We start from the raw sequence: 22,888 nt of genomic DNA, 5'->3' as shown, positions 1-22,888 counted from the left end.
CCGGGTCAGGCGAGCAGGCAGCTGCCGCCGTTGGCGGTGACCCGCCACCGACCTTTCACGAACGCCTCCAGCACCGCCGTCGCCACCGCGCTGCTGGTCCGCGCGGTGGCCGCCGGCGCGGCGGTGTTGCGGCCCCGGCGGACCGCGGCACCGGCGTGGCGGGCGTCCACATCGGACGGCCGTTCGTCAGGCCCCGAATCATCGCCGCGCCGTGCGGAAGGCATGCTGGACGCGCCCGCCGCCCGCACGACCCTGCCTGGAGCGTCCATGACCGCGCTGCCCCGTGCCGCCGAGCTGACCCTCACGCAACGGATCCGCCTGCTCTCCGGCGGTGACGTGTGGCGCACCCGGGCGCTGCCCGAGGCCGGCGTGCCGGCCGCCGTCCTGAGCGACGGGCCGCACGGCCTGCGGTTCCAGGCCGACGCCGGCGACCATCTCGGCGTCACCGGCAGCGAACGGTCCACGTGCTTCCCGACGGCGGTGACCATCGCCAGCGCCTGGGACGAGGACCTGGCGGAGCGGATCGGGCAGGCGCTGGCCGTCGAGGCGCGGGCCCTGGGCGTCGACGTGGTGCTCGGGCCGGGCCTGAACATCAAGCGGCACCCGCTGTGCGGCCGGAACTTCGAGTACTTCTCGGAGGACCCGCTGCTCAGCGGCCGGCTCGCCGCGGCGATGGTGACCGGCCTGCAGCACCACGGGGTCGGTGCCTGCCTCAAGCACTTCGCGGTCAACAACCAGGAGTCCCACCGGTTCGTCGTCGACGCGGTCGTCGACGAGCGGACCCTGCGCGAGCTGTACCTGTCCGGCTTCGAGCACGCGGTGAAGGCCGGCCGGCCGTGGCTGGTCATGGCGGCGTACAACAACGTCAACGGCCACCCGGCGACCCAGCACCACCGGCTGCTCACCGGCATCCTGCGCGACGAGTGGGGCTTCGACGGCCTCGTGGTGAGCGACTGGGCCGCCACCAACGACCGGGTCGCGGCCGTCGCCGCCGGCATGGACCTGGAGATGCCCGGCAGCCAGGGCCTGTTCGACCGTGAGGTCGAGGAGGCGGTCACGTCCGGGCGGCTCCCAGCCGACCTGGTCACCGGGTCCGCCCAGCGGGTGCTCGACCTGGTGGCGAGGTCGGCGCGGACCCGGGGTCCCGCCATCCCCGTCGACGACCACGACGCCCTGGCCCGCCGCGCCGCCGCCGAAGGCACCGTGCTGCTCACCAACGACGGCGTCCTGCCGCTGGACCCCGGCCGCCCGGTCGCGCTGATCGGCGCGTTCGCGCAGCGACCCCGGTTCCAGGGCAGCGGCAGCTCCCAGGTCGCCCCGACCCGGATCACCACGGTCCTGGACGAGCTGACCCGCCGCGGCGTGACCGTCACCTACGCGCCCGGGTACGACCCCGTCCACGCGCGCCCCGACCCGGCCCTGATCGCCGAGGCGGTCGCCGCCGCCCGTGCCGCCGACGTCGCCGTCGTCATGGTCGGGCTGCCGCCGTCCAAGGAGAGCGAAGGGTTCGACCGCACCGACCTCGCGCTGCCCGCGCAGCACGACGACCTCGTCGCGGCCGTCTGCGCGGCCAACCCGCGCACCGTTGTCGCGCTGTCCAACGGCGCACCGGTCCTCATGCCGTGGAAGGACGCCCCGGCGGCGATCGTCGAGTCCTACCTCGGCGGTCAGACCGGTGGGGCGGGCCTCGCCGACGTGCTGTACGGCGACGCCGAGCCGTCCGGGCGGCTGGCCGAGTCGTTCCCGGCGTCGCTGGAGGACGTCGCCGCGGACCCGTACTTCCCCGGCGACCCGCATCAGGTCGAGTACCGCGAAGGCCTGTATGTCGGCTACCGGTACCACACGACCGCGCAGCGGGAGCCGCTGTTCCCGTTCGGGCACGGGCTCAGCTACACCACGTTCGCCTGGGACGGCATCGGCGTGGACCGCCCCACCGTCCAGGCCGGAGACGACGTCACCGTCACGGTGACCGTCACCAACACCGGCTCGCGCCCGGGCGCCGACGTCGTGCAGGTCTACCGGCACGACCGCACCGGCGTCGTCTCCCGCCCGCGCCGCGAGCTCGCCGGGTTCGCGAAGGTCCGCCTCCAGCCGGGGGAGCGGCAGACCGTGACCGTCGCCGTCGCGGCCCGGGCGTTCGCGTTCTACGACGTACGCGTCGCCGACTGGCGGATCCCGTCCGGCGCCCACGACCTGGAGGTGGCGCGGTCCAGCACCGACGTGGTCGGCGTCGTCACCGTCACGGTAGAGGGCGGCCTCGACGGCGCCGCTGCCACCGCCGCCGAGCCGCTTGTCGCCGCCGACGACGAGCAGTTCCGGCAGCGGCTGGGGCACCCGGTCCCGCGGCCCCGGCCGGTGCGGCCCTTCACCCGCCAGTCCACCCTGGACGAGGTCGGCACGACCCGCCCCGGCCGGCTGCTCAAGGCGATCCTGTGGCGGATGGCCCCGATCGACGACGACGTCCGGGCAGACCCGGCCGCACTCGCCATGTACGAGCACGGCATCAACGAGCTGCCGCTGCGCGGCGCCGCCATCTTCTCCGGCGGCCGCCTGCGCCTGGGCGCCGTCGACGCGCTCGTGCACGTGTTCAATGGGGAACCGGGGCGGGCCGCCGTCCGCGCGGTGACATCGCTCGCCAGTGCGGTGCGCCGGTGGGTGGGTCGCCGCGGCCGGCACTGACAGGCGCGATGGCGAGAAACTTGCGGTACGTGGCTTTCCCGCCACTGTCAGGGCGGCCTGCGCGGATGTGAGGCTGCACGGGTGAGAGGAGGAGCTGCCGTGGCCGACGGGGTGCATCGGGTCGTGGTGCTCGTGCTGGACGGAGCCAAGCCGCTCGACGTGGGCATCCCGGCGCAGGTGTTCACCAACCGGCCGAGCATGCCGTACGCGGTGCACGTGTGCGGGGCCGCGCCCGGGCTCGTGGCCGGTGGCGACGGGCTCGCGTACCACGTGGCCGAAGGGCTCGACGCGTTCGACGCGGCCGACACCGTGTTCATTCCCGGGTACCGGCATCCGGACCGTGAGGAGCCGCCGGCCGAGGTCGTCGCCGCCCTCCGCGCCGCCCACGCGCGCGGGGTCCGGCTCGCCGCGATCTCGACCGGGGCGTTCGCGCTCGCGGCGACCGGGCTGCTGGACGGCAAGCGGGCCACCACGCACTGGCACTACACGCGTGAGCTGGCCCGGCGCCATCCGGCGATCCTCGTCGACGAGGACGTGCTGTTCGTGGACGAGGGGGAGGTGCTCACCTCGGCAGGCGCGGCCAGCGGGATCGACCTCTGCCTGCATCTCGTGCGCCGCGACCACGGTGTCGCGCTGGCCAATCACGTGGCGCGGCGGCTCGTGGCGGCGCCGTACCGCAGCGGGGGACAGGTGCAGTACATCCCGCGCAGCGTGCCGGAGGCCGTCGGCGAGCACTTCGCGGCGACCCGGCAGTGGGCCCTCGAACGGCTCGGCGAGCCGCTCGCGCTCGAGGACCTGGCCCGCAACGCGAACGTGTCGGCGCGGACCTTCTCGCGGCGGTTCGTGGAGGAGACCGGGTACACGCCGACGCAGTGGATCCTGCGGGCGCGGGTGGACCGGGCGCGGGAGCTGCTGGAGCGCAGCGGGCTCGGGGTGGAGCAGATCGCGGCGCGGGTCGGGCTCGGGACAGGGTCGAACCTGCGGCTGCACTTCCAGCGGATTCTGGGCACGTCGCCGAGCGAGTACCGCAAGACCTTCGCCCGTCCCAATGGCGCGATCCTTGCGGAGGCTGGCGAACCTACCGCTGTCGGCTGACCTAGCGAACCAGCACGATTGTCGCATGTCAGGACGAATTGCCATCAACGGGTTCGGGCGCATCGGGCGCGGCGTGCTGCGCGCGATCGTGGAGCGCGACAGCGACCTCGACGTCGTCGCCGTCAACGACCTCGCGGCGCCGGCGGCGCTGGCGCAGCTGCTGAAGTACGACACCACGCTCGGGCGGTTCGGGCGCATCGTCGCGGTCGACGGCGACGACCTGCTCGTCGACGGGCGGCGCATCCACGCGCTCGCCGAGCGCGAACCGCTCAAACTGCCGTGGGCCGAGCTCGGCGTCGACATCGTGCTCGAGACCACCGGCCGGTTCACCGCCGCCGACGCGGCCCGCGCACACCTCGACGCCGGCGCCGAGCGGGTGCTCGTCGGCGCACCCTCCGCCGGGGCCGACGTGACGCTCGCGTACGGCGTGAACACCGAGGCGTACGACCCGTTCCGGCACACGGTCGTGTCGAACGCCTCCTGCACCACCAACGCCCTCGCGCCGCTGGCCGCCGTGCTCGACGGGCTGGCCGGGATCGAGCACGGGTTCATGACCACCGTGCACGCGTACACCCAGGAGCAGAACCTCCAGGACGGCCCGCACCGGGATCCGCGCCGGGCCAGGGCCGCCGGGGTGAACATCGTGCCGACCACCACCGGCGCCGCGAAGGCGATCGGGCTCGTCCTGCCGGGCCTGGCCGGGCGGCTGTCCGGCGACTCGATCCGGGTGCCGGTCCCGGTCGGCTCGCTGGTCGAGCTCAACGCGACCGTCGAGACGGAGGTGACGCGCGACGCCGTGCTGGACGCCTACCGGAACGCGGCCGAAGGTCCGCTCAAGGGCATCCTGTCGTACTGCACGGACCCCATCGTCAGCGCCGACATCGTCGGCGACCCGGCGTCATGCGTCTTCGACTCGGCGCTGACCAGGGTCGAAGGGCGGCACGTGAAGGTCGTCGGCTGGTACGACAACGAGTGGGGCTTCGCCAACCGGGTCGTGGACACCCTGACGCTCATGAGCACGAAGGCGATCGCCTGACGGCTGGCCGGCGTGACGCCGGCCCGACCCGGGCACTAGGTTCGGCAGACATGGGTGCACTCGGGCGGGCCGGCGGAGCCTTCGTGGCCGGACCAGTACTGTCGCTGCTCGACGGACGGCTGAGCGTCGCGCCGCCGGACGGGGCCCGGGTCGAGGCGCGGCCACAGTCGCTGATGGGGGTGGCGACGTCCGCGCGGACCGAGACCCGGGTGGTGTACGACCTGGACGGCGAACGACTGGTGCTGCTGGCGACCGAGCTGTTCCGGACGGTGGCCGGAGATCTCGGGACGGCCGTCGGCACGGTCGTCGCCGCCGAGCCACTGCCGGCCGGTCAGCGGCTCGTGCCGATCCCGGTCCCGGGTGATGTCGTGGCCCACGGTTACCGGCCGCTGGACACGACGCGCCAGGCCGTGCCGATCGCGGACGCGTTCGTCCGGACCGGGGACACGAGCGTCGTACGGGTGCAGCTGTTCGTGTCGCCGAACGCCGCCGACGACCCGGACGGGCTGGCCGAGCTCGCCACGCGGATCCTGTCCACCGTCACCCCGGGCGGTCGTGGGACGGACTGGGCGGCCGGCACGAGGACACTGGTCGGACTGGACGGCCAGGCGGTCCTGACCGTGGACGCGCCGGCCGGTTGGGTCGCCTACCAGGAGCTCGGCCTGTCGTTCGTCGTGCTGCGCCTGCGCCGGCTGACGCCGCTGGACGGGCCGTACGTGGCGGCGAGCGTGTACCGGGGCAGCGCGCCCTCGCTCGCGCACACCGCCTTCCCGCAGGACTCGGTGACCCGGGGCGGCGGGCGGCTGCTCGGCTTGCCGACCGACTGGGTCCACGTGTTCCCGAAGGAGGCCGGCGCCCCGCCCAGGCACCTGCGGGAGGCGCTCGTGGAGGACGGCGGCGGGCAGTACGTCCACGCCCTGGCCGAGACCGGTGACGCCGCCTACGAACATGAGATCGACACGCTGCTGGGCTCCCTGCGGCGGTGCTGACCGGCGGAGCTCGGCCGTGTTCTTCACCCCGATGCGCCACGCCGCCGGCGGGTCCGGCGGATATCGTTGACGTCGTGTGGAGGCAGACGCGTGCACGCTGAACCGATCACGGACCCGGTCACGTACCACGGTGAAGGGCCCGTCTGGTCCGCGAGCTGGGGTGGCCTGCGCTGGGTGGACATGCTCGCCGGTGACGTCCTGTCGCTGGCCGCCGACGCGACGGTCACCCGCCGCCACGTCGGCACCGTCGCGGCGGTCGTGCGTCCCCGCAGGAGCGGCGGCGCCGTCATCGGCGTCGAGCGGGGGTTCGCCCTCGAGGACGCCGACGGCACGCTCACCCACCTGCCGGAGCTGTGGACCGACACCGGTGTGCGGATGAACGATGGCGGCTGCGACCCCGACGGGCGCTTCTACTGCGGCTCCATGGCGTACGACCAGCGGAAGGGCGCCGCGTCCCTGTACCGCCTGGACCCCGACGGGTCGGTGCAGGTCGTGCTCGACGCCGTCACGATCTCCAACGGCCTGGAATGGAGCCCGGACGGGTCCCGCGCCTACTACAACGACACCGCGACCGGCGAGGTGGCCACGTTCGACTACGACCCCGGCCTGGGGCTGACCGGCCGGCGCCGCTTCGTGCCGATCCCCGAAGGGCAAGGGCTCCCCGACGGGCTCACCGTCGACGTGGACGGCGGCGTCTGGGTCGCGCTGTACAAGGGCGGTGCCGTGCACCGCTACACCGCGGCCGGCGTCCTCGACGAGGTGGTCCAGGTGCCCACCGCCCGCGTCACCGCCTGCACGTTCGGCGGCGACCGCCTCGACGAACTGTTCATCACGACCTCGCGGGAAGGCCTCCAGCCGGGCGAGGACCCCGTCGCCGGGACACTCTTCCGCGCCGCCGTGGGCATCCAGGGCCTGCCCGTGCGGGAGTTCGCCGGCTGACCACCCGCGCGCCACGCCGGCCCGGCTCGCCGGGCGGTCAGCCCCACCATGCGGCGGTGCCGAGCACGGCCGCGGCGGGGCTGGTCCCGGCGAGCGTCTGGACGGCTCCGGCGAGGCCGGCGATGGCGGCGAGCCCGACGCGCCGGTTCTGGGCGTCGAGGCCGGTCCGCAGGACGAGCACAGCGGCCCGGGCGGTCGCGGCCCCGGGTTGCGCGTCGAGACACTCGCGGGCCCGGCGGGCGACCGCCAGCATCGCGCGCGCGGCGTCGTCACCGTGCCGGTTGCCGCCGGCACCGGCCGCCGCGGCGGCGGCCCGGGGCAGCAGCGCCGCCGGCAGATGCGGGGCGATCTCGGCGACGGCATCCGCCCGGGCCTGTCCGGACTGGCCTGTCCACGTGTCGTCGATGTCTCCTCCAGCGGCGATCGCCTCGGCGGCGTCCAAGGCCCGGGCACCGATCTCGCTGCGCTGGTGCTCGGCGACGACGGGCAGCAGCCGGCCGAGGGCTCTCACTCGGCGGGTGGGGTCGTTGATCGCCATCGCGGCACCGAGTGCCGCGCTGACGGCTTCGGCCGGTTCCTCGGTGCTCATGTCGGGGGCGGGCGCGGCATGCGCGTCCGCCTGCTCGGCGCGGGTGCCGGTGACGGCCGGGCGTGTGTCCGGCCGCGCGTCCCGTACATGCGGCGCGAGTGCGGCCAGGGCGTCCGCCCGCTGGTAGTGGTTGAGGACCGCGGCGGCGAGCCGCAGCGCCCGGTCGGCCACGTCCGGCGGCAGGGTGCCCGCGGCCGCCGCGCGCCCGAGGGTGACGAGGATCTGGGCCCGGTGCTTCGGGTCGGCCTCGGCGTCGTCGAGCGCGAGGCCGAGGGCGGCGGCGCGGTGGGGTTCGGACAGGTGCGGCACGAGGCCCGCCAGTGCCTGCCCCCGCGCGGCCCGGTCCGCGGTGAGGGCCGCCGCGGCGACGGCGTCCCGGCGCTGCTGCGCGGGCAGGTGCGGGGTGAGTCCGGCGAGGGCATCGGCCAGGGCGCCCGGTTCGGTGATCGCCGCCGCGATCCCGAGCGCGTCACCGAGCAGGTCGGGCGGCAGGTGCGGCGCGACCCCGACGAGCGCCCACGCCCGAGCGGAGGCCGACACGATGCCGCGTACGGCGTCCAGCATCTGATCGGCCGTCACGTCACCGCGCCGGGCGGCGTGGCCGGGGACGCCGTGGTCCCGATCGCCGGCGCCGGTTGTCCGGAGCGCGGTCGGGGCGAGGGCGGTCAGGGCGCGGGCCCGCCAGTCGTCGTCACCGACGGCCGTGGCGGCGGCGGCCGCGCGGCGGAGGATCACCTCGCGCACGCCGGCCGGGAGGCGTGGCGCGAGCGCCGTCCAGACCCGGGCCCGTAGCCCAGGCTGGTGCAGCGTCGGCACGGTGGCGAGGCCCTGGAATGCCCGGTCGGCCGGCAGGTGGGCGGCCAGAGCCTCCAGTGCCTCGGCGCGGTGCTCCTCGTCGTGGATCGCGGTCGCCGCGGCGAGCGCGGCGTCGACGTGCCGGTCCGGCAGGTGCGGGGCCAGTCCGGCGAGGGCGGCGGCGCGCTTCTGCTCGTCGGCGATGGCGGCGGCCATGTCGAGGGCGCGGTCGGTCAGCCGGTCCGGCAGGTGGGCGGCGAGGCCGGTCAGGGCGGGGGCGCGCTGCCACTCCGGGCTGGCGGCGGCGGCGTCCAGAGCGTGCCGAGCGGCGGCGGCGCGGGGCTTCACCGGCAGGTGCGGCACGAGCGCGGTCAAGGCCTCGGCGCGCGGCCCCGGGTGCGTCATGGCCTTGGCGGCCGCGAGCGCGTGCGGCAGCAGCCGGTCCGGCAGCCGCGGGGCAAGGGCGGCGAGCAGCGCGGCCCGGGGGGTCTCGAAAGGGTGGCCGACGGCGAACGCGAGCACCCCGGCGAGATGCTCGGCGGGCAGATGCGGCACGAGCGGCGTCAGCGCGTCGGCCTGATAGAGCCAGTCGTATGCGGCGGCCGCCTCGACGGCCCGCTGCAGCTGCGCGGCGTCCAGGTGCGGGGCGACGGCCGCGAGCGCTTCGCCGCGGTCCCGGGGGGTGACGATCGCGGTGGCCACCGCCAGCGCTCGGGTGACGGCCGTGGCGCGCCGGTCGGGCGGCAGCAGCGGCACGAGCGCGGCCCACGCCATGACCTCGTAGAAGCCTGGGTGCTCGACGGTGGCGAGAGCGTCCAGCGCGGCCGAGGCCTGGTCCGGGTCCAGGAACGGGGCCAGGTCAGCGATCGCGGCGCCGCGCCAGTCGTACTCGTGGTCCGAGATCCGCTCCGGGTCAGGCACGGGCAGCCGGAACGCGAGCGTGTACTCGAGAGTGTCCGCGACGACGGCCGGGCGGTCGCCGGACGGCAGGAACGGCAGGAAGTACGCGGTGGTCTGGACCCGGTAGTGGCCGTCGTCGGCGAGCGCCTTCCTGAGCCACTGGCTTGCCCAGCGGGCATCGCGGCGGCGGGCCAGCCGTTCGGCGGCGCCGATCCCGGCCTCGCTCAGCCGGGCCGCGACCTCGGTGGAGACGCGGCTCCGGCGGCTGTGGACGCTCGCCGCGACCAGGCCCAGCCACACCTCGTCGACGAGCGACGGCGCGGGCCTGCCGGCGGCGAGGGCCGCGTCGGTCTCCGCAGCGGCGTGCCGGCGGGCGAGGTCGACGTCGGCGAGGAAGCCGTCGACGTGGTCGTGGGCGTCGTGCGCCTCGAACCAGACGTTGTCGAGCGTGCCGGTGAGCAGCAGGCGGCGCAGGTCGCGGTGGCGGCCGGCGGCGGCGAGGCCGGCGGCGAGGGTCCGCAGCGGGGCGAGGTCGTCGACGCCCGCCAGCAGCGGGTCGGCGGCGAGCGCCGGCAGGCCGGCGTCCAGGCCGCCGAACAGCGTCAGGTAGTGGTCAGGGGAGAGGTCCGGTCCCGTCACGCCGATCATGATGGCGTGCCGGGTCAAGCCGCACGCCGCGGCGCGGCTCAGGCCGTGCGCTGGTCCGTGCGCTGGTCCGCGCGCTGGTCCGTGCGCTGGTCCGTGCGCTGGTCCGTGCGCCAGGTCCAGGCGTACCAGACGATGAACGCGGTGCAGCCGAGCTCCACGACGCTGTACAGGACGTAGTACGCGGCCGGCGTGCCGACGGTGAGGGAGGCCGCCTGGACGAGCGTCATCACTGCGCCGGCGGCGATGTTGGCCCAGCGGGCCGCACGGTGCGGCAGCACCCGCGACAGCAGCACCATCCAGATCGGCACCTGCATCAGGAAGCCGGCGCCGAGAAGGAATCCCGGGCTGATCCGCATGCCGTTGACCTCGCCGTCGAGCAGGTCGGCCAGCACGGCCGAGTCCATGTGGCCCAGGACGTCGCAGTACAGGTAGCTGAGCACCGCGAAGATCCAGAGCGTCGAAAGCACGACGGCCCGGTCGCGGCGGGTCGTCCGGTCGGTGAGCAGGGTCCCGGTCACGGTGGCGTGCCTTTCGCGTCAGTGCCACGCTGGCACGTGGCGGTCCTGACGCTATTGGTGGCGGCGCCGCGTTCGTACCCTCCACGGAGGGAACCCGGCTGGTCCTTTGGAGGGAACCTACTGCCCCGGGGTGACGAAGCCGGACTCGTACGCGGCGACCACGGCCTGGGTGCGGTCGCGGACGCCGAGCTTCGCCAGCAGCGTCGCCACGTGCGACTTGACGGTCTGCACGGACAGGAACAGTTCGGTGGCGATCTCGGCGTTGGACAGGCCGCGGGCCAGCAGGCGCAGGACGTCCCGTTCGCGTTCGGACAGGTCGGGCAGGCCGGCGCCGGAAGGTGCGGCGAACCGTTCGATGATGCCGCGGGTCGATGCGGGGAACAGCAGCGACTCGCCGGTGCCGACCACCCGGGCGGCCTCGATGAGCTGCGCGGGCGGGGTCCGCTTCAGCACGAACCCGCTGGCGCCGGCGCGCAGCGCCCGGTACACGTACTCGTCGACCTCGAACGTCGTCAGCACCAGCACCCGCACCGACGCGCCGCCGGCGGTGATGCGGCGGGTCGCCTCGATACCGTCCGTGCCGGGCATCCGCACATCCATGAGGATCAGGTCCGGCGGCGGATCGGCAGCGGCGACCGCGACCGCGGTGTCCCCGTCGCCGGCCTCGGCGACGACCTCCCAGCCGGGCTCGGAGGCCAGGATGACCCGCAGCCCGATCCGGACGAGCGGATCGTCGTCGACGATGGCGATCCTCATCCCGACACCGTACGGCGCAGCGCGCAGCCGAGGCAGTCGCACCCGGCGGTGAGGCGGCAGGCGGCGGCCCCGTCAGGCAGGGCGGCGCCGAGCGGCACGACGGCGCGGACCGCGAACCCGCCGCCGGCGGTGCGCCCGAGGGTGGCGCGGCCGCCGAGCAGGGCGACCCGGTCGCGGATCGACGCGAGCCCGAGCCCGCCGCCGCCGGCCGGCGGTGCCTCCCCGACCGGGTTGACGACCGACAGGGCCACGATCCGCTCGTCCGCGGCGACGTCGACGTCCACGTCACGGCCGGGCGCGTGCTTGGCGGCGTTGGTGAGCGCCTCCTGGACGACCCGGTACACGCCCCGGCCGACGACCGGCGGCAGCGGCCCGAGCCGGATCCGGGACCGCACCCGCATCCCGGCGCCGGCCGCACCGTCCAGCAGCGCCGTGAGGTCCCCGGCGCCCGGCAGCGGCGCCAGGGCGTCCGGCCCGTGCCCGCGGATGCCGGCGATGATGCGGTCCAGTTCGCCGAGGGCGGCCCGGCCGCGCTCCTCGATCGTGGCGAGCGCGGCCCGCGCGAAGCCGGGGTCACGGTCGAACACGTGCACGCCCGCCCCGGCCTGCACCACGATCATCGACAGGAGATGGCCGATGCTGTCGTGCAGCTCCTGGTCGATACGTACCTGCTCCTCCGCCCGTACGGCGCGGGCCAGCACGGCGGCCTCGACCTCTCTGCGGCCCGGTCCGAGCGCCCAGACGGCGAGGCGGCGGTGCCATCCCGCCAGGGCACGCAGCGCACCGCGCAGCACCGGCACCGCCGCGACGAACGCGACCGGGCCGAGCAGCGACCAGGCCGTCCCGCCGGCGCCGATCGCGATCCGGTCGCTCATCCGGTCCGCCAGCGCGGCCAGCGGCCAGAGCAGGAGCAGCGGCGAGGCGGCGTACAGCAGCACGACGGCGGCGCCGAGGGGACCGCTGACGGCGCGGACCAGGGTCCACGCCAGCACCCGCCAGCTGTGCGGGTCGCGGACCACCGCGGCCGTCCACCGCCACGGGTCGACCAGCCGGCGCCACCGCGGGTGGGTGGCGCGCCGGAACCCGACCGGCGCCGGCGCGGCCACGTCCTGCCCCAGCAGGACCCGGGCCAGCAGCCGCTCGAACCGCCCGATCGGCCGTAGCAACAGGTGCGCGGCGAGCAGCAGCACCACGGTCACCGGCGCGAACCGGGTGACGATGCCCGACAGGTACAGCGAACCGACCAGCGCTACCCAGAACACCCCGAAGACGGCGCCGAGCAGGAGGTACCCCGCTTCCCGCACATCCCGGCCCGTCACGAGCACATCGTGCCAGCCGTCCCACCGGCGCCGATCCCTGGTACACCCATGGGCGAATCGTCCGAATGGGACATTCGCCGGCTCTGACCGGCCGCGGTCCCGCCTCGGCCGTTCCCGGTCCGCGGATCCGGGCACGGCCGAGCGCCGCGACGGTCAGGAGATGCGGGCGCCGGCGTGGATGGCCACGGCGTCGTGGGCGGCGACGTCCGTGCGGAACCAGCCGGTCCCGTCGACCGTGATGACCGGGCCGGTGCAGGCCGTGCCGCTCTTCTCACCGTGGATCACGTCGCAGTAGCGGCCGGCGGGCATGTTCGTGCGGTACGAGCGGCCGGTGACGGCGAAGTCCTCATCGTTGATGGTGATGTAGCCGGCGCTGCCGCGGCCGAACGCGATGTGCTGGAAGCCGTTGTCGTACCAGTTGACGACGCCGGTGCCGGTGACCGCGTTGCGGAACCCGACCATGTTGGCGATGACCTGCCAGCGGTGCTCGCAACGCCAGCCGGTGAAGCAGGTGGTGGCGTTGGTGCGGCCGGACGCGTCCGACGGCGGGCCCTGGTTGCGGTCGGTGAACTCGTAGCTCGACATCACCGTCGGGGATCCGTACGGCCACGCCAGCATGAACGCGTTGGCCAGGGCGTAGATGCCGTTGTCGCGGTAGGTCAGGGTGCCGGGGACGTCCCGCTGCGTGTCGTGGTTGTCGACGAACACGTTGGCGACGTTGCCCGGGATGTAGCCCCAGCCCTCACCGAAGTTCGAGAGGTACGCGAGCCGCTCGTCGCGGAACACGCGGGCGAGGTCCTTGCCGTACCGGAACTCGTGCACGTCGCCGTTGCCGGTGTACTCCTGCGGGGTGATCGGCTCGCCGGCGCCGTAGATGACCTCCTGCACCATGTACACCGGCCGGGACAGCCGGGCCTTCAGTGCGGCGATGTCGGCGGCGGGCATGTGTTTGCTGGCGTCCATCCTGAAGCCGTCGACGCCCAGCGACAGCAGGTCGTTGAGGTAGCCGGCGAGCCGGTCGCGCACGTAGGTGGCGCCGGTGTCGAGGTCCGCCAGGTTCGCCAGCTCGCAGTTCTGCACCTCGTAGCGGTCGTTGTAGTTGACGATGTCGTCGTTGCCGTTGCGCCCGCAGTGATGGAAGTCCTGCGTCTGGTACGTGCCGGGGTAGTCGTAGTGCGTCCAGGCGGACCCGGCCCAGCCCGGGCCGCTCTTGTCGGTGTTGGCCATGTGGTTCACGACCGCGTCGACGATGACCTTGACCCCCGCCGCGTGGCAGGCGCTGACCATCGACTGGAACTGCGACCGGGTGCCCTTGCGCGACTCGATGCGGTAGCTGACCGGCTGGTACGCGACCCACCACTCCTGACCCCGCACGTGCTCCTGCGGCGGGGAGACCTGGACGTAGCCGTAGCCGCGCGGCCCGAGGAAGGTGGAGCATTCGGATGCGACCGATGTCCAGTTCCACTCGAACAGGTTGGCGATGACGGTCTTCGGCCCGGCGGTGGCGGCCTCTGACGGCGTGACGGCCTGCGGCGCGACGGTCGCCACGGTGGTGGTCAGCGCCGCGAGCACGACGGTGGACAGGACGGCGGCAAGCGGCCGGCAGCTCGGCATGGGTGCTCCAATGACAAGGCGGCGGAAGCTCAAGTATCGATGAACGTGCCTGCCATGGGCAACCTCGCCGCGGCCGGCCGGCGGAGGTCATAGGCATTGTCTATGACCGTGGTTCCGGATCGGCCGCTACCGGGGCGCTCCGCCGGGGCGGAGCCTGAGTCGGTGATCGTTCTTGCTGAGGCTCGTGGGCGTCGCCTGCCGGTCCAGGCCGCAGGGCTCGGTGCGGCCGTCGTGCTCGGCGCGGCCGCGTCCGTGCTCGGCGCGCGGGTCCCCGTGCTGGGCGCGCCGGTCTTCGCCGTCGCCGCCGGGGTGCTGCTGAGTCCGCTGGCCCGGCGCCGGTGCGAGGCGTTGCGGCCGGGGCTGGCCGTGGCCAAGGGTGCGGTCCTGCAGCTGTCCGTCGTGCTGCTGGGCGCTCAGCTGTCGCTCGGCGAGGTGCTGCGGGTCGGCGCGGGGTCGCTGCCGGTCATGCTCGGCACGCTGGCGGTGTGCCTGCTGCTGGCCTGGCTGGTCGGCCGGCGGCTCGGCGTCTCCGGCGACCTGCGCACGCTGATCGGCGTCGGCACGGGCATCTGCGGTGCCTCCGCCGTCGCGGCCGCCACGCCGGCGCTGCGGGCGAAGAGCGGCGACGTGGCGTACGCCATCTCGACGATCTTCGTGTTCAACGTCGCCGCCGTGCTGGTCTTCCCGCCGCTCGGCCACGCACTCGGCCTGAGCCCGCACGAGTTCGGGCTGTTCGCGGGCACGGCGGTCAACGACACCAGTTCGGTGGTGGCCGCCGCGGGCGCCTACGGGGACGGCGCCGACCGGTTCGCGGTCGTCGTCAAGCTGGCCCGGACGCTGATGATCATTCCGGTGGTGCTCGTCGTCACCGCCTGGACCCGCCGCCGCGAGGAGCCCGCGCCGACGTCGAAGGTACGGCTGGCGGCCTCCCTCGTCCCGTGGTTCCTGGTCGCGTTTCTCGGCGTGGCCGCGCTGAACACCGGTGGCCTGATCCCCGCCGGGGCCGGGACGGCGCTGCACCGGCTGGCGCTGCTGTGCATCGCGATCGCCCTCGCCGGGGTGGGCCTGTCCACCGACGTGGCGGCCATGCGCCGGGCCGGCGTCCGGCCGCTGCTGCTCGGCCTGATCCTCTGGGTCGCGGTCAGCGCGACCAGCCTCGGGCTGCAGCACCTGCTCACCGGATGACGGACCGGCCGGAAGGCGGCTGTGACAGACTGCGCACGATGCCACTGCCGCCCTGGATGAACGACCTGCCGGCGCTCGATCTCCTGGTCTCCGTCGCCGAGACCGGCAGCGTCGGGCGCGCGGCGCTGGCGCACGGGATCACCCAGCCCAGCGCGAGCGCGCGGCTGGCGAAGCTGGAGCGCCGGCTCGGCGTGCCCCTGCTGGTGCGCTCCAGACGGGGAAGCCTGCTCACCCCCGCCGGGGAGGCGGTCGTCGCCTGGTCGCACGGCGTCATCGACGCCGCGCAAGCCCTCGCCGACGGCGTGCTGACCCTGCGCGCCGACCGGCAGGCGCGGCTGCGCCTGTCGGCGAGCCTCACCGTGGCCGAGCACCTGCTGCCGGGCTGGCTGCTGAGCCTGCGCCGCACCCATCCCGGCCTCGACATCGCCGCCGACGTGGCGAACAGCCAGGGCGTCGTCGAGGCCGTCCGCCGGGGCGTGGCCGACCTCGGCTTCGTCGAGTCGCCCGACATCCCGGCAGACCTCGGCTCCCGCGCCGTCGGTGAGGACCGGCTCGCCCTGGTCGTCGCCGCCAGCTACCCGCTCGCCGCGCAGGCCTGGCGCGAGCTGCGCCCCACCGACCTCGCCGACCAGCCGCTCCTGCTGCGGGAGCCGGGCTCCGGCACCCGCGACACCTTCCTGAACGCGCTCGAACAGGCGCTCGGCTTCCCGCCGGTGCTGCCGCACGCCATCAGCCTCGGCTCGACCACGACGATCCTCGCCACGGTCCGCGCGGGCGGCGGCATCGGCGTGATCAGCGCCCGCGCCGCCGCGTCCGCCGTCGCCGCCGGCGACCTGGTCGAGCTGCGGGTGGAGGGCCTTCGCCTGTCCCGCCCGCTGCACGCCTTGTGGCTCGGCCGCACCCCGACCACCGTGGCGGCGGAACTGCTGGCCATCGCGGCGCGGTGACGGGCGCCGGCACCACGGTCGCCGGTGCCGGCCGGTCAGCTCGGCCCGCCGGGCTCAGCACGGCGTCGTCCCGGACGCCGAGCAGACCCGGCACGCCCTGGCGATCGCCGGCGCTCCAGCGGTGCCGGTCGCCGCAGCCGATCCGGCCAGAGGTGCGGCAGTGTCCGGCCTGTCCCGATCCGGTACTGGGCCGGCGGACCAGCCACAGCCAGGGCCAGCGGCCCGCGCACCGGCCATACGCCAGCCACCTGACGCCAGCGCTCACACGTGCGCCAGACCATGCGCGGTCACGAGCTGCCGTATCCGCCGCCGCCGGGTGTCTCGACGACCAGCACGTCGCCCGGCCGGACGTCGACGGAGCCGCAGCCGGCGAGGCGGACGACGCTGCCGTCGGCGCGTTCCACCCGGTTGGCGCCGAGCGCGCCGGGCGCACCGCCGGCGAGGCCATACGGCGGCACGCGCCGGTGGCCCGACAGGGTGCTGACGGTCATCGACTCGAGGAACCGGATGCGGCGCACCGCGCCGTCGCCGCCCCGCCACCGGCCGGCGCCCCCGCTGCCGTGCCGGACGGCGAACTCGTCCAGGAGCACCGGGAAGCGCCATTCGAGGACTTCGGGGTCGGTCAGCCGGGAGTTCGTCATGTGGGTCTGCACCACCGAGGCCCCGTCGAACCCGTCGCCGGCGCCCGACCCGGAGGCGACGGTCTCGTAGTACTGGTGCCGCTCGTTGCCGAAGCTGACGTTGTTCATCGTCCCGGACCCTTCGGCCTGGACGCCGAGCGCGGCGTAGAGCGCGCCGACGATCGCCTGTGACGTCTCCACGTTTCCGGCGACCACGGCCGCGGGGTAGGCGGGCGCGAGCATCGAACCGGCAGGCACCACGATGCGCAGCGGGCGCAGGCAGCCGTCGTTGAGCGGGATCTCATCGGTGACCAGCGTCCGGAAGACGTACAGCACCGCCGCGGTGACGACCGACGAGGGCGCGTTGAAGTTCGTCGCCAGCTGCGGTGACGTGCCGCTGAAGTCGATCGTCGCGCCGCGGCCGGCGTGGTCGACCGTGATCCGGACCGCGATCGCCGCCCCTGAGTCCATCTCGTAGCGGTACTCGCCGTCGCCGAGGGCGTCGATGACGCGCCGTACCGCCTCCTCGGCGTTGTCCTGGACGTGCCGCATGTACGCCTGCACCACGTCGAGGCCGAAGTGGTCGATCATCCGTCCGACCTCTTCGACACCCTTGGCGTTCGCGGCGATCTGGGCGCGCAGGTCGGCGAGGTTGGTCGCCGGGTTCCGGGACGGGTACGGCGCCTCCGTGAGCAGCCGGAGCGTCTCCTCCTCGCGGAACCGGCCGTCCTCGACGAGCGGCCAGGTGTCGAACAGCACACCCTCCTCGTGGACGTCGCGGCTGGTCGCGGGCATGGAGCCGGGCGTGAGCCCGCCGATCTCCGCGTGGTGACCCCGGGAGGCCACGTAGAACAGCACGGCGGACCGGTCGGCGCCGAAGACCGGGGTGACGACGGTGATGTCGGGCAGATGGGTGCCGCCGTGGTACGGGTCGTTGATCGCGTACACGTCGCCGGGCCGCATGCCAGCGTGGCGACGACGGATGACCTCCTTGATGCTGGCGCTCATCGAGCCGAGGTGGACGGGGATGTGCGGCGCGTTGGCGATGAGATCGCCGTCCGGGTCGAACAGCGCGCACGAGAAGTCCAGCCGCTCGCGGATGTTCACCGACTGCGCGGTCGACTCCAGCCGGGCGCCCATCTGCTCGGCGATCGACATGAAGAGGTTGTTGAAGATCTCCAGCAGCACCGGGTCGACCTGGGTGGTCGCCTCGGAGGCCTGGTCGCTCGGCCGGATCCGTTCCAGGAGCAGGTGGCCGAACTTCGTCACCGCCGCCCGCCAGCCGTCGTCGACCACCGTGGTCGCGTCCGCCTCGGCCACGATGGCGGGGCCGCCGACGGTGTCGCCGGGGCGTAGGCGGTCCCGCTCGTACAGCGGCACCTCCCGCCAGGACCCGCCGGTGTACAAGCGGGTCGTGCCGAGCGGCCGTGCGGCGGCGCGTTCCGGCACGCTGGCGGGCTCGTCCGGGCGGGAGAGGTCCGGGGGTTCGGTCAGCCCGACGGCCTCGACCGAGACCGCCTCGACGATCAGCGGGCGGTCCATGAGGTACGCGTACATGCGCCGGTATGCCGTCCGGAACGACGCCACCATCGCGTCCAGGTCGGTGAGCTCGACCGGCAGCGCGGTGTCGGTGCCCTCGAAGCGCAGGTGCACGCGCCGGTGCACCCGGATGCGCCGGACCGGCACGTCCTCGTCCAGCAGCTGCGAGCGGGCCGCCGCCTCCAGCGCGTCCGCGACGCCGGTCAGCCGTCGCATCGCCGCGGGCTCCAGGCGGCGCTCCACCGACTGTTCGCGCATCGCGGTGGTGTCGGCGAGGCCGATGCCGAGCGCGGACAGCACGCCCGCCATCGGCGGCACGAGCACGGCGCGGATACCCAGCGAGTCGGCCACTGAGCACGCGTGTTGCCCGCCGGCACCCCCGAACGTCGTGAGCACGTACCCGGTGACGTCACGGCCTTGCTGCACCGAGATCCGTTTCACCGCGTTGGCCATGTTCGCGACCGCGATCTGCCGGTACCCCTCCGCGACCTGCTCCGGCGTGCGCTCGTCGCCGGTCCGCCCGGCGATGTCCGCGCTCAGCTCGGCGAACCTGCGTCGCACCACGCCGGCATCCAGTGGCTGGTCGCCGTCCGGTCCGAAGACCTGGGGGAACGTCGAGGGCTGGATCCGGCCGAGCATCACGTTGGCGTCGGTGATGGTGAGCGGCCCGCCGTTGCGGTAGCAGGCCGGCCCGGGGGCGGCACCCGCGGAGTCCGGCCCGACGCGGTAGCGGGCGCCGTCGAAGTGCAGGACCGACCCGCCGCCCGCCGCGACGGTGCGAATGTCGATCATGGGGGCGCGCAGCCGCACCCCCGCGATCTGGGTGTGGAAGACCCGCTCGTACTGGCCGGCGTAGTGCGACACGTCCGTGGAGGTGCCGCCCATGTCGAAGCCGATCACCTTGTCGAAGCCGGCCAGCCGCGACATGCGCGCCATGCCGACGATGCCACCGGCCGGACCGGACAGGATCGCGTCCTTGCCGCGGAAGTGCCCTGCCTCGGCCAGGCCGCCGTTGGACTGCATGAACATCAGCCGTACGCCGTGCAGCTGCTCCGCCACCGCTTCGACGTACCGGCGCAGGACCGGCGACAGGTACGCGTCGACGACGGTGGTGTCGCCGCGCGGCACCAGCTTCATCAACGGGCTCACCTCGCTCGAGCACGAGACCTGCCCGAAGCCAGCCCGCTCCGCCAGCCTTCCGATGTCCCGTTCGTGGGCCGGGTACAGGTGGCTGTGCAGGCAGACCACCGCGGCCGCGCGGATGCCGCTGTCGTGCGCCCGCCGCAGGTCGCCGGCGAGCCGGTCGAGATCCGGCGAGCGCAGCTCGGTGCCGTCGGCCGACATCCGTTCGGCCACCTCGATCACGCGCTCGTACAGCACCTCCGGCGGCACGATCCGCCGGTCGAAGATGCGTGGCCGGTTCTGGTAGCCGATCCGCAGCGCGTCGCCGAAGCCCTCCGTGATGACCAGCACGGTGCGCTCGCCCTTGCGCTCCAGCAGCGCGTTCGTGGCGACCGTGGTCCCCATCCGCACCGCCTCGATCCGGTCCACCGGTATCGGCGCCGCATCGGGAACACCGAGCAGTGCCCGGATTCCGGCGACCGCCGCGTCGGCGTAGCGTGCCGGGTTGTTCGACAACAGCTTGCGTGTCACCAGCCGGCCGTCGTCCGGCCTCCTGGCGACGACGTCGGTGAACGTGCCGCCACGGTCGATCCAGAACTGCCACCGTCCGCCTACCATTGCGAGCCTCCTCTTCCGGTGCCGGCGACGCGTCGCCGCGGGTCCACGGACGGGCTACCGTTGGCTGAGCCTGCGGGGAGACAGCGCGGAGATTGCGGCGGGCGTCGGGGACAGCGACATCGTCATCGCCACAGCCGAGATTCCGGGTCAGCAGCCGCCTGTACTCGTGTCCGTGCGAGTCGTCGGCGACGACAACCAGGTCTCGGAGGCACCCACCGACGCGTCGGAGATCTATGCGACGAGCATCGCCGTCCTGCTCAGGCATCTTGTCCACGACGGCCGGCTGTCGATCGACCGCACCGATCCCGTCCAGGCCGAACTGGTGGTGGCACACCATCGGGACATCCTCAACGACACGGTGTGGCGGCGGATCCTGGACGAGACCTCACTGGCGGGCGTGCCCTGATGCGTGCGCGCCCAGGATCGCGTGCCGCGCCATGGAAGCCGCGAGCCCAGTGCAGTGCGCGTAGTACCGGCAGGCCAATGCGGCGTCCAGCGCGGCGTCCACATCGACCGGAGCAGGATCGTGCAGCAGCAGGTGGTCGAGCCGCTGTCGCAGCCGGCGCACCTCGGCATCGGCGGCTGCGATCCGCGCCTCCGTGGCGGCCCGCGGCGACGTCCCGGCGCTGCCCGCCGTGACCATCATGTCGACGCAGATCCGGCCCAAGCGGCTCACGACGGCCTGCACCTCGGCCGGCATCGCCGGCCGCGCCGGCCCCGAGCCGGCGATCTCGGCCAGCCGCTTCGCCAGCCCCTCGACGCCCTCCGCGTCGGCATTGACCTGCGCGGCGGCGACGACCGCCCGTACAGCGGCGGCAGGCGACGCGTCCCGGGTCTCCCCGATCGCCAACGCCTGGTCGTCGACGGCCTGGCGCAGCGCGTACAACGCCTTCCCGGCGGCCTGGAGCGCGTCCGCGGCGGAAGAACCGGAGTCCGACAGGGCTTCGGAGACGTGCTCCATCGCGATTCGCGAGCGCTCGATCACCAAGGCCAGGTGACCGCTGAGCCCGCTCGTCTCCTGAGGATTCCACACTCCAGACTCCTGCTGGACGGTTGCGACACCAGTGTTGCGCCGGCCCGGGCGCGCGGCGTCACGCACGGCGCACTACCCCGGGCACCGCGCACCAATCACCCCCGGACCGGCCGCCGCCTCACCCGACCACGCAAACGGTGGACGATCACCCGGTCGGGTGGTCATGAACGTGGTCGTGTGGGCAAGACGAGTCGTTGACACACCGGATCTGGTGAGCGAGGAGCCATGCCGGGAGACATCGCACCGATCGTGGTCGGCGTCGACGGGTCGGCGGCCAGCCGCGGCGCGGTGCGCTGGGCCGCGGACGAAGCGGCCCGGCACAGGTGCCCGCTGATGGTGGTGCACGCGCTGGGCATCCCGGTCCCCTTCGGTCTCTCCGCGCAGGAGCCCGCGCTCGCCGGCAACGCGGCCGCGCTCGCGCGCGGATGGGAGCCGGCGATCGAGGTCGAGACCGTCGTCGCCGCAGGTGAGCCGTCCGACGTGCTGTGCGAACAGTCCCACCGCGCGCGGCTGGTCGTGATCGGCAGCCGCGGCCTCGGCGGTTTCGCCGGGCTGCTGCTCGGTTCGGTCGGCATGCACCTGAGCTCGCAAGCCGCGTGCCCGGTGCTGGTCGTCCACCACGCCGAGCGGTGGGCCGGCCCGGAGGCCTCGCTGCCGCGGAACGGCCCGGTCGTCGTGGGCGTCGACGGATCCTCCGGCTCCGTCCTGGCGCTCGAGCTGGCCTTCGAAGAGGCGGCCTCCCGCCATCTCCCGCTGGCCGTCGTCCGGGCCTGGCAGGTGCCGGACGCCGGCTCGGCATCGGCCGAGGCCGCCGCGGGTCACGCGTTGGCCGTCGAGGTCGAGCCCTGGCAGGCGAAGTACCCCGACGTCGAGATCGATCTCCGGCTGCTGCCCGGCACCGCGGCAGAGGTGCTGACCCGCGCGTCGGAGCACGCCGTGATGGTCGTGGTCGGCGTCCGGGGACGTGGCGGGTTCACGGGATCGCGGCTGGGCTCGGTCAGCGGGCAGGTCCTGCACCACGCCGCGGGCCCGGTGCTCATCGCCCGCGGCACGGGGGCCACGACCGAGACGGCGCCGTCGACGGACCGGCCGTGCCGGCGTATCGGCGTGGGTGTCGACGGCACCGAGTCCGGATGGACCGCCCTGTCCTGGGCCTGCGACGAGGCCGAGGCCGGCGCCGCCGACATCGCCGTCCGTCACACCGACCCACCCCACCGGATCCGCGGCCCCGGGCCGGACCTGCCGGTGCTGGAGCGCGTCGATCCCGTCCTGGCCCGGCACCTGCACGCCGCGCGCGACCGTCTCGGCGGGCAGCACGTCGACTTCGACGTGGCCGACGGCGGTGCCGTCGACGCCCTGCTGGACCTGGCCGACCGCGCCGATCTCCTCGTGCTCGGCGCGGCCGTGCCGGCTCATCTGGGACACCTGTCGACCGCCGCCCGCGTCGCCGCCCACGCGCCCGTGCCAGTGGTGATCGTGCCCGCTCCGGCGCCGCCGCACCGTCGAGGGCCGTTCGCCGGGCACGTCGTCGTCGCTGTCGACGGCTCGGCCGCGTCGCACTCCGCCATCAGGTTCGGCTTCCGGTACGCCCATCGACACCGCGTGCCGCTCGCCGCGGTCCATGTCAGTGCTCGGGCGGTGGGAGACTTCTGGTTCGACGAGACGACGCTGGAAACACACTTCGCCACCGAGCCGGAGTCGATCGGGCTCCTGGCCGCCTCGGTCGAGCCGGTCTCCGCCGGGTTCCCCCAGGTGCCGCTCAAGCGCGCGGTCTTCCTCGGCCCACCCGTCGAAGGCCTGCGCCGCGCCGCCGGTGGCGCTGTGCTGCTCGTCCTCGGCCGTCACGGACACCGCCTGCCTGCGCCGCTGCGGCTCGGCTCGGTCAGCCGGGCGTTCGCCGACCGGCCCCCGGGTGCGGTGGCAATCGTCGGATGACCCGGCCTGACC

The 22,888-nt window shown here is 74.3% G+C and carries 17 protein-coding genes; 9 read left to right on the top strand and 8 right to left on the bottom strand.

Going from position 1 to position 22,888, the window contains the following annotated elements:
• Positions 1–5 precede the first annotated feature (5 nt).
• Positions 6–269, bottom strand: a complete 264-nt coding sequence (locus ACFY3L_RS23885; protein ID WP_389327913.1) for a hypothetical protein — start codon at positions 267–269, stop codon at positions 6–8.
• Here ACFY3L_RS23885 and ACFY3L_RS23880 point away from each other — a divergent pair.
• The 5 genes from ACFY3L_RS23880 (at position 268) to ACFY3L_RS23860 (ending at position 6,738) form a co-directional block, all read left to right on the top strand.
• Positions 268–2,679 (top strand): glycoside hydrolase family 3 C-terminal domain-containing protein, encoded by a 2,412-nt coding sequence (locus ACFY3L_RS23880; protein WP_389327910.1) that lies wholly within the window; start codon positions 268–270, stop codon positions 2,677–2,679. The genes ACFY3L_RS23885 and ACFY3L_RS23880 overlap by 2 nt on opposite strands.
• A gap of 99 nt (positions 2,680–2,778) precedes the next feature.
• Positions 2,779–3,774, top strand: a complete 996-nt coding sequence (locus ACFY3L_RS23875) for a GlxA family transcriptional regulator (protein ID WP_389327907.1) — start codon at positions 2,779–2,781, stop codon at positions 3,772–3,774.
• A gap of 25 nt (positions 3,775–3,799) precedes the next feature.
• A complete protein-coding gene (gene gap / locus ACFY3L_RS23870; RefSeq protein WP_389327904.1) occupies positions 3,800–4,810 on the top strand; it encodes a type I glyceraldehyde-3-phosphate dehydrogenase in 1,011 nt (336 codons plus the stop codon).
• Positions 4,811–4,893: 83 nt separating this feature from the next.
• The gene (locus ACFY3L_RS23865; RefSeq protein ID WP_389327902.1) at positions 4,894–5,799 is read left to right on the top strand and encodes a hypothetical protein; all 906 of its coding nucleotides are present in this window, start codon (positions 4,894–4,896) and stop codon (positions 5,797–5,799) included.
• 90 nt (positions 5,800–5,889) lie between these two features.
• Positions 5,890–6,738, top strand: coding sequence for an SMP-30/gluconolactonase/LRE family protein (locus ACFY3L_RS23860; protein ID WP_389327899.1), 849 nt, complete (start codon positions 5,890–5,892; stop codon positions 6,736–6,738).
• Positions 6,739–6,775: 37 nt separating this feature from the next.
• Here the strand turns inward: ACFY3L_RS23860 and ACFY3L_RS23855 are convergent, their stop codons facing one another.
• The 5 genes from ACFY3L_RS23855 to ACFY3L_RS23835 form a co-directional block, all read right to left on the bottom strand.
• Positions 6,776–9,661, bottom strand: a complete 2,886-nt coding sequence (locus ACFY3L_RS23855; RefSeq protein WP_389327896.1) for a hypothetical protein — start codon at positions 9,659–9,661, stop codon at positions 6,776–6,778.
• A 47-nt stretch (positions 9,662–9,708) separates the two neighbouring features.
• Positions 9,709–10,188: a DUF6326 family protein gene (locus ACFY3L_RS23850; protein WP_389327893.1), complete on the bottom strand. Its 480-nt coding sequence runs from the start codon at positions 10,186–10,188 to the stop codon at positions 9,709–9,711.
• Between the two features lie 117 nt (positions 10,189–10,305).
• A complete protein-coding gene (locus tag ACFY3L_RS23845; protein WP_389327890.1) occupies positions 10,306–10,944 on the bottom strand; it encodes a response regulator in 639 nt (212 codons plus the stop codon).
• Positions 10,941–12,263, bottom strand: coding sequence for a sensor domain-containing protein (locus ACFY3L_RS23840; protein WP_389327887.1), 1,323 nt, complete (start codon positions 12,261–12,263; stop codon positions 10,941–10,943). Before ACFY3L_RS23840 ends, ACFY3L_RS23845 begins: the two co-directional genes overlap by 4 nt.
• Before the next feature lie 153 nt (positions 12,264–12,416).
• On the bottom strand, positions 12,417–13,877 hold the full coding sequence (locus ACFY3L_RS23835; RefSeq protein WP_389327884.1) for an alpha-amylase family protein: 1,461 nt from the start codon (positions 13,875–13,877) through the stop codon (positions 12,417–12,419).
• 162 nt (positions 13,878–14,039) lie between these two features.
• Between ACFY3L_RS23835 and ACFY3L_RS23830 the strand changes: the two genes are divergently transcribed.
• Positions 14,040–15,062 carry a YeiH family protein gene (locus tag ACFY3L_RS23830; RefSeq protein WP_389327881.1) on the top strand — a complete coding sequence of 341 codons (1,023 nt, stop codon included), beginning with the start codon at positions 14,040–14,042 and terminating at the stop codon, positions 15,060–15,062.
• Positions 15,063–15,100: 38 nt separating this feature from the next.
• Positions 15,101–16,009 (top strand): LysR family transcriptional regulator, encoded by a 909-nt coding sequence (locus ACFY3L_RS23825; RefSeq protein ID WP_389327878.1) that lies wholly within the window; start codon positions 15,101–15,103, stop codon positions 16,007–16,009.
• Positions 16,010–16,296: 287 nt separating this feature from the next.
• Here the strand turns inward: ACFY3L_RS23825 and ACFY3L_RS23820 are convergent, their stop codons facing one another.
• Positions 16,297–19,908 (bottom strand): hydantoinase B/oxoprolinase family protein, encoded by a 3,612-nt coding sequence (locus ACFY3L_RS23820; protein ID WP_389327875.1) that lies wholly within the window; start codon positions 19,906–19,908, stop codon positions 16,297–16,299.
• Between the two features lie 172 nt (positions 19,909–20,080).
• On the opposite strand from ACFY3L_RS23820, the gene ACFY3L_RS23815 reads away from it, so the two are divergent.
• Positions 20,081–20,314, top strand: coding sequence for a hypothetical protein (locus tag ACFY3L_RS23815; RefSeq protein ID WP_389327872.1), 234 nt, complete (start codon positions 20,081–20,083; stop codon positions 20,312–20,314).
• Here ACFY3L_RS23815 and ACFY3L_RS23810 read toward each other — a convergent pair.
• Positions 20,294–20,941, bottom strand: coding sequence for a hypothetical protein (locus ACFY3L_RS23810; protein ID WP_389327869.1), 648 nt, complete (start codon positions 20,939–20,941; stop codon positions 20,294–20,296). The two genes, ACFY3L_RS23815 and ACFY3L_RS23810, sit on opposite strands and share 21 nt — an antisense overlap.
• Before the next feature lie 225 nt (positions 20,942–21,166).
• Between ACFY3L_RS23810 and ACFY3L_RS23805 the strand changes: the two genes are divergently transcribed.
• On the top strand, positions 21,167–22,876 hold the full coding sequence (locus ACFY3L_RS23805; RefSeq protein WP_389327866.1) for a universal stress protein: 1,710 nt from the start codon (positions 21,167–21,169) through the stop codon (positions 22,874–22,876).
• The last annotated feature ends 12 nt before the right edge of the window (positions 22,877–22,888 follow it).

It is taken from the genome of Dactylosporangium sp. NPDC000521 (assembly GCF_042898305.1).
GTDB lineage: Bacteria > Actinomycetota > Actinomycetes > Mycobacteriales > Micromonosporaceae > Dactylosporangium.
The sequence above is the reverse complement of the archived record's forward strand: the minus strand, read 5'-3'. Positions and strand labels throughout refer to the sequence as shown.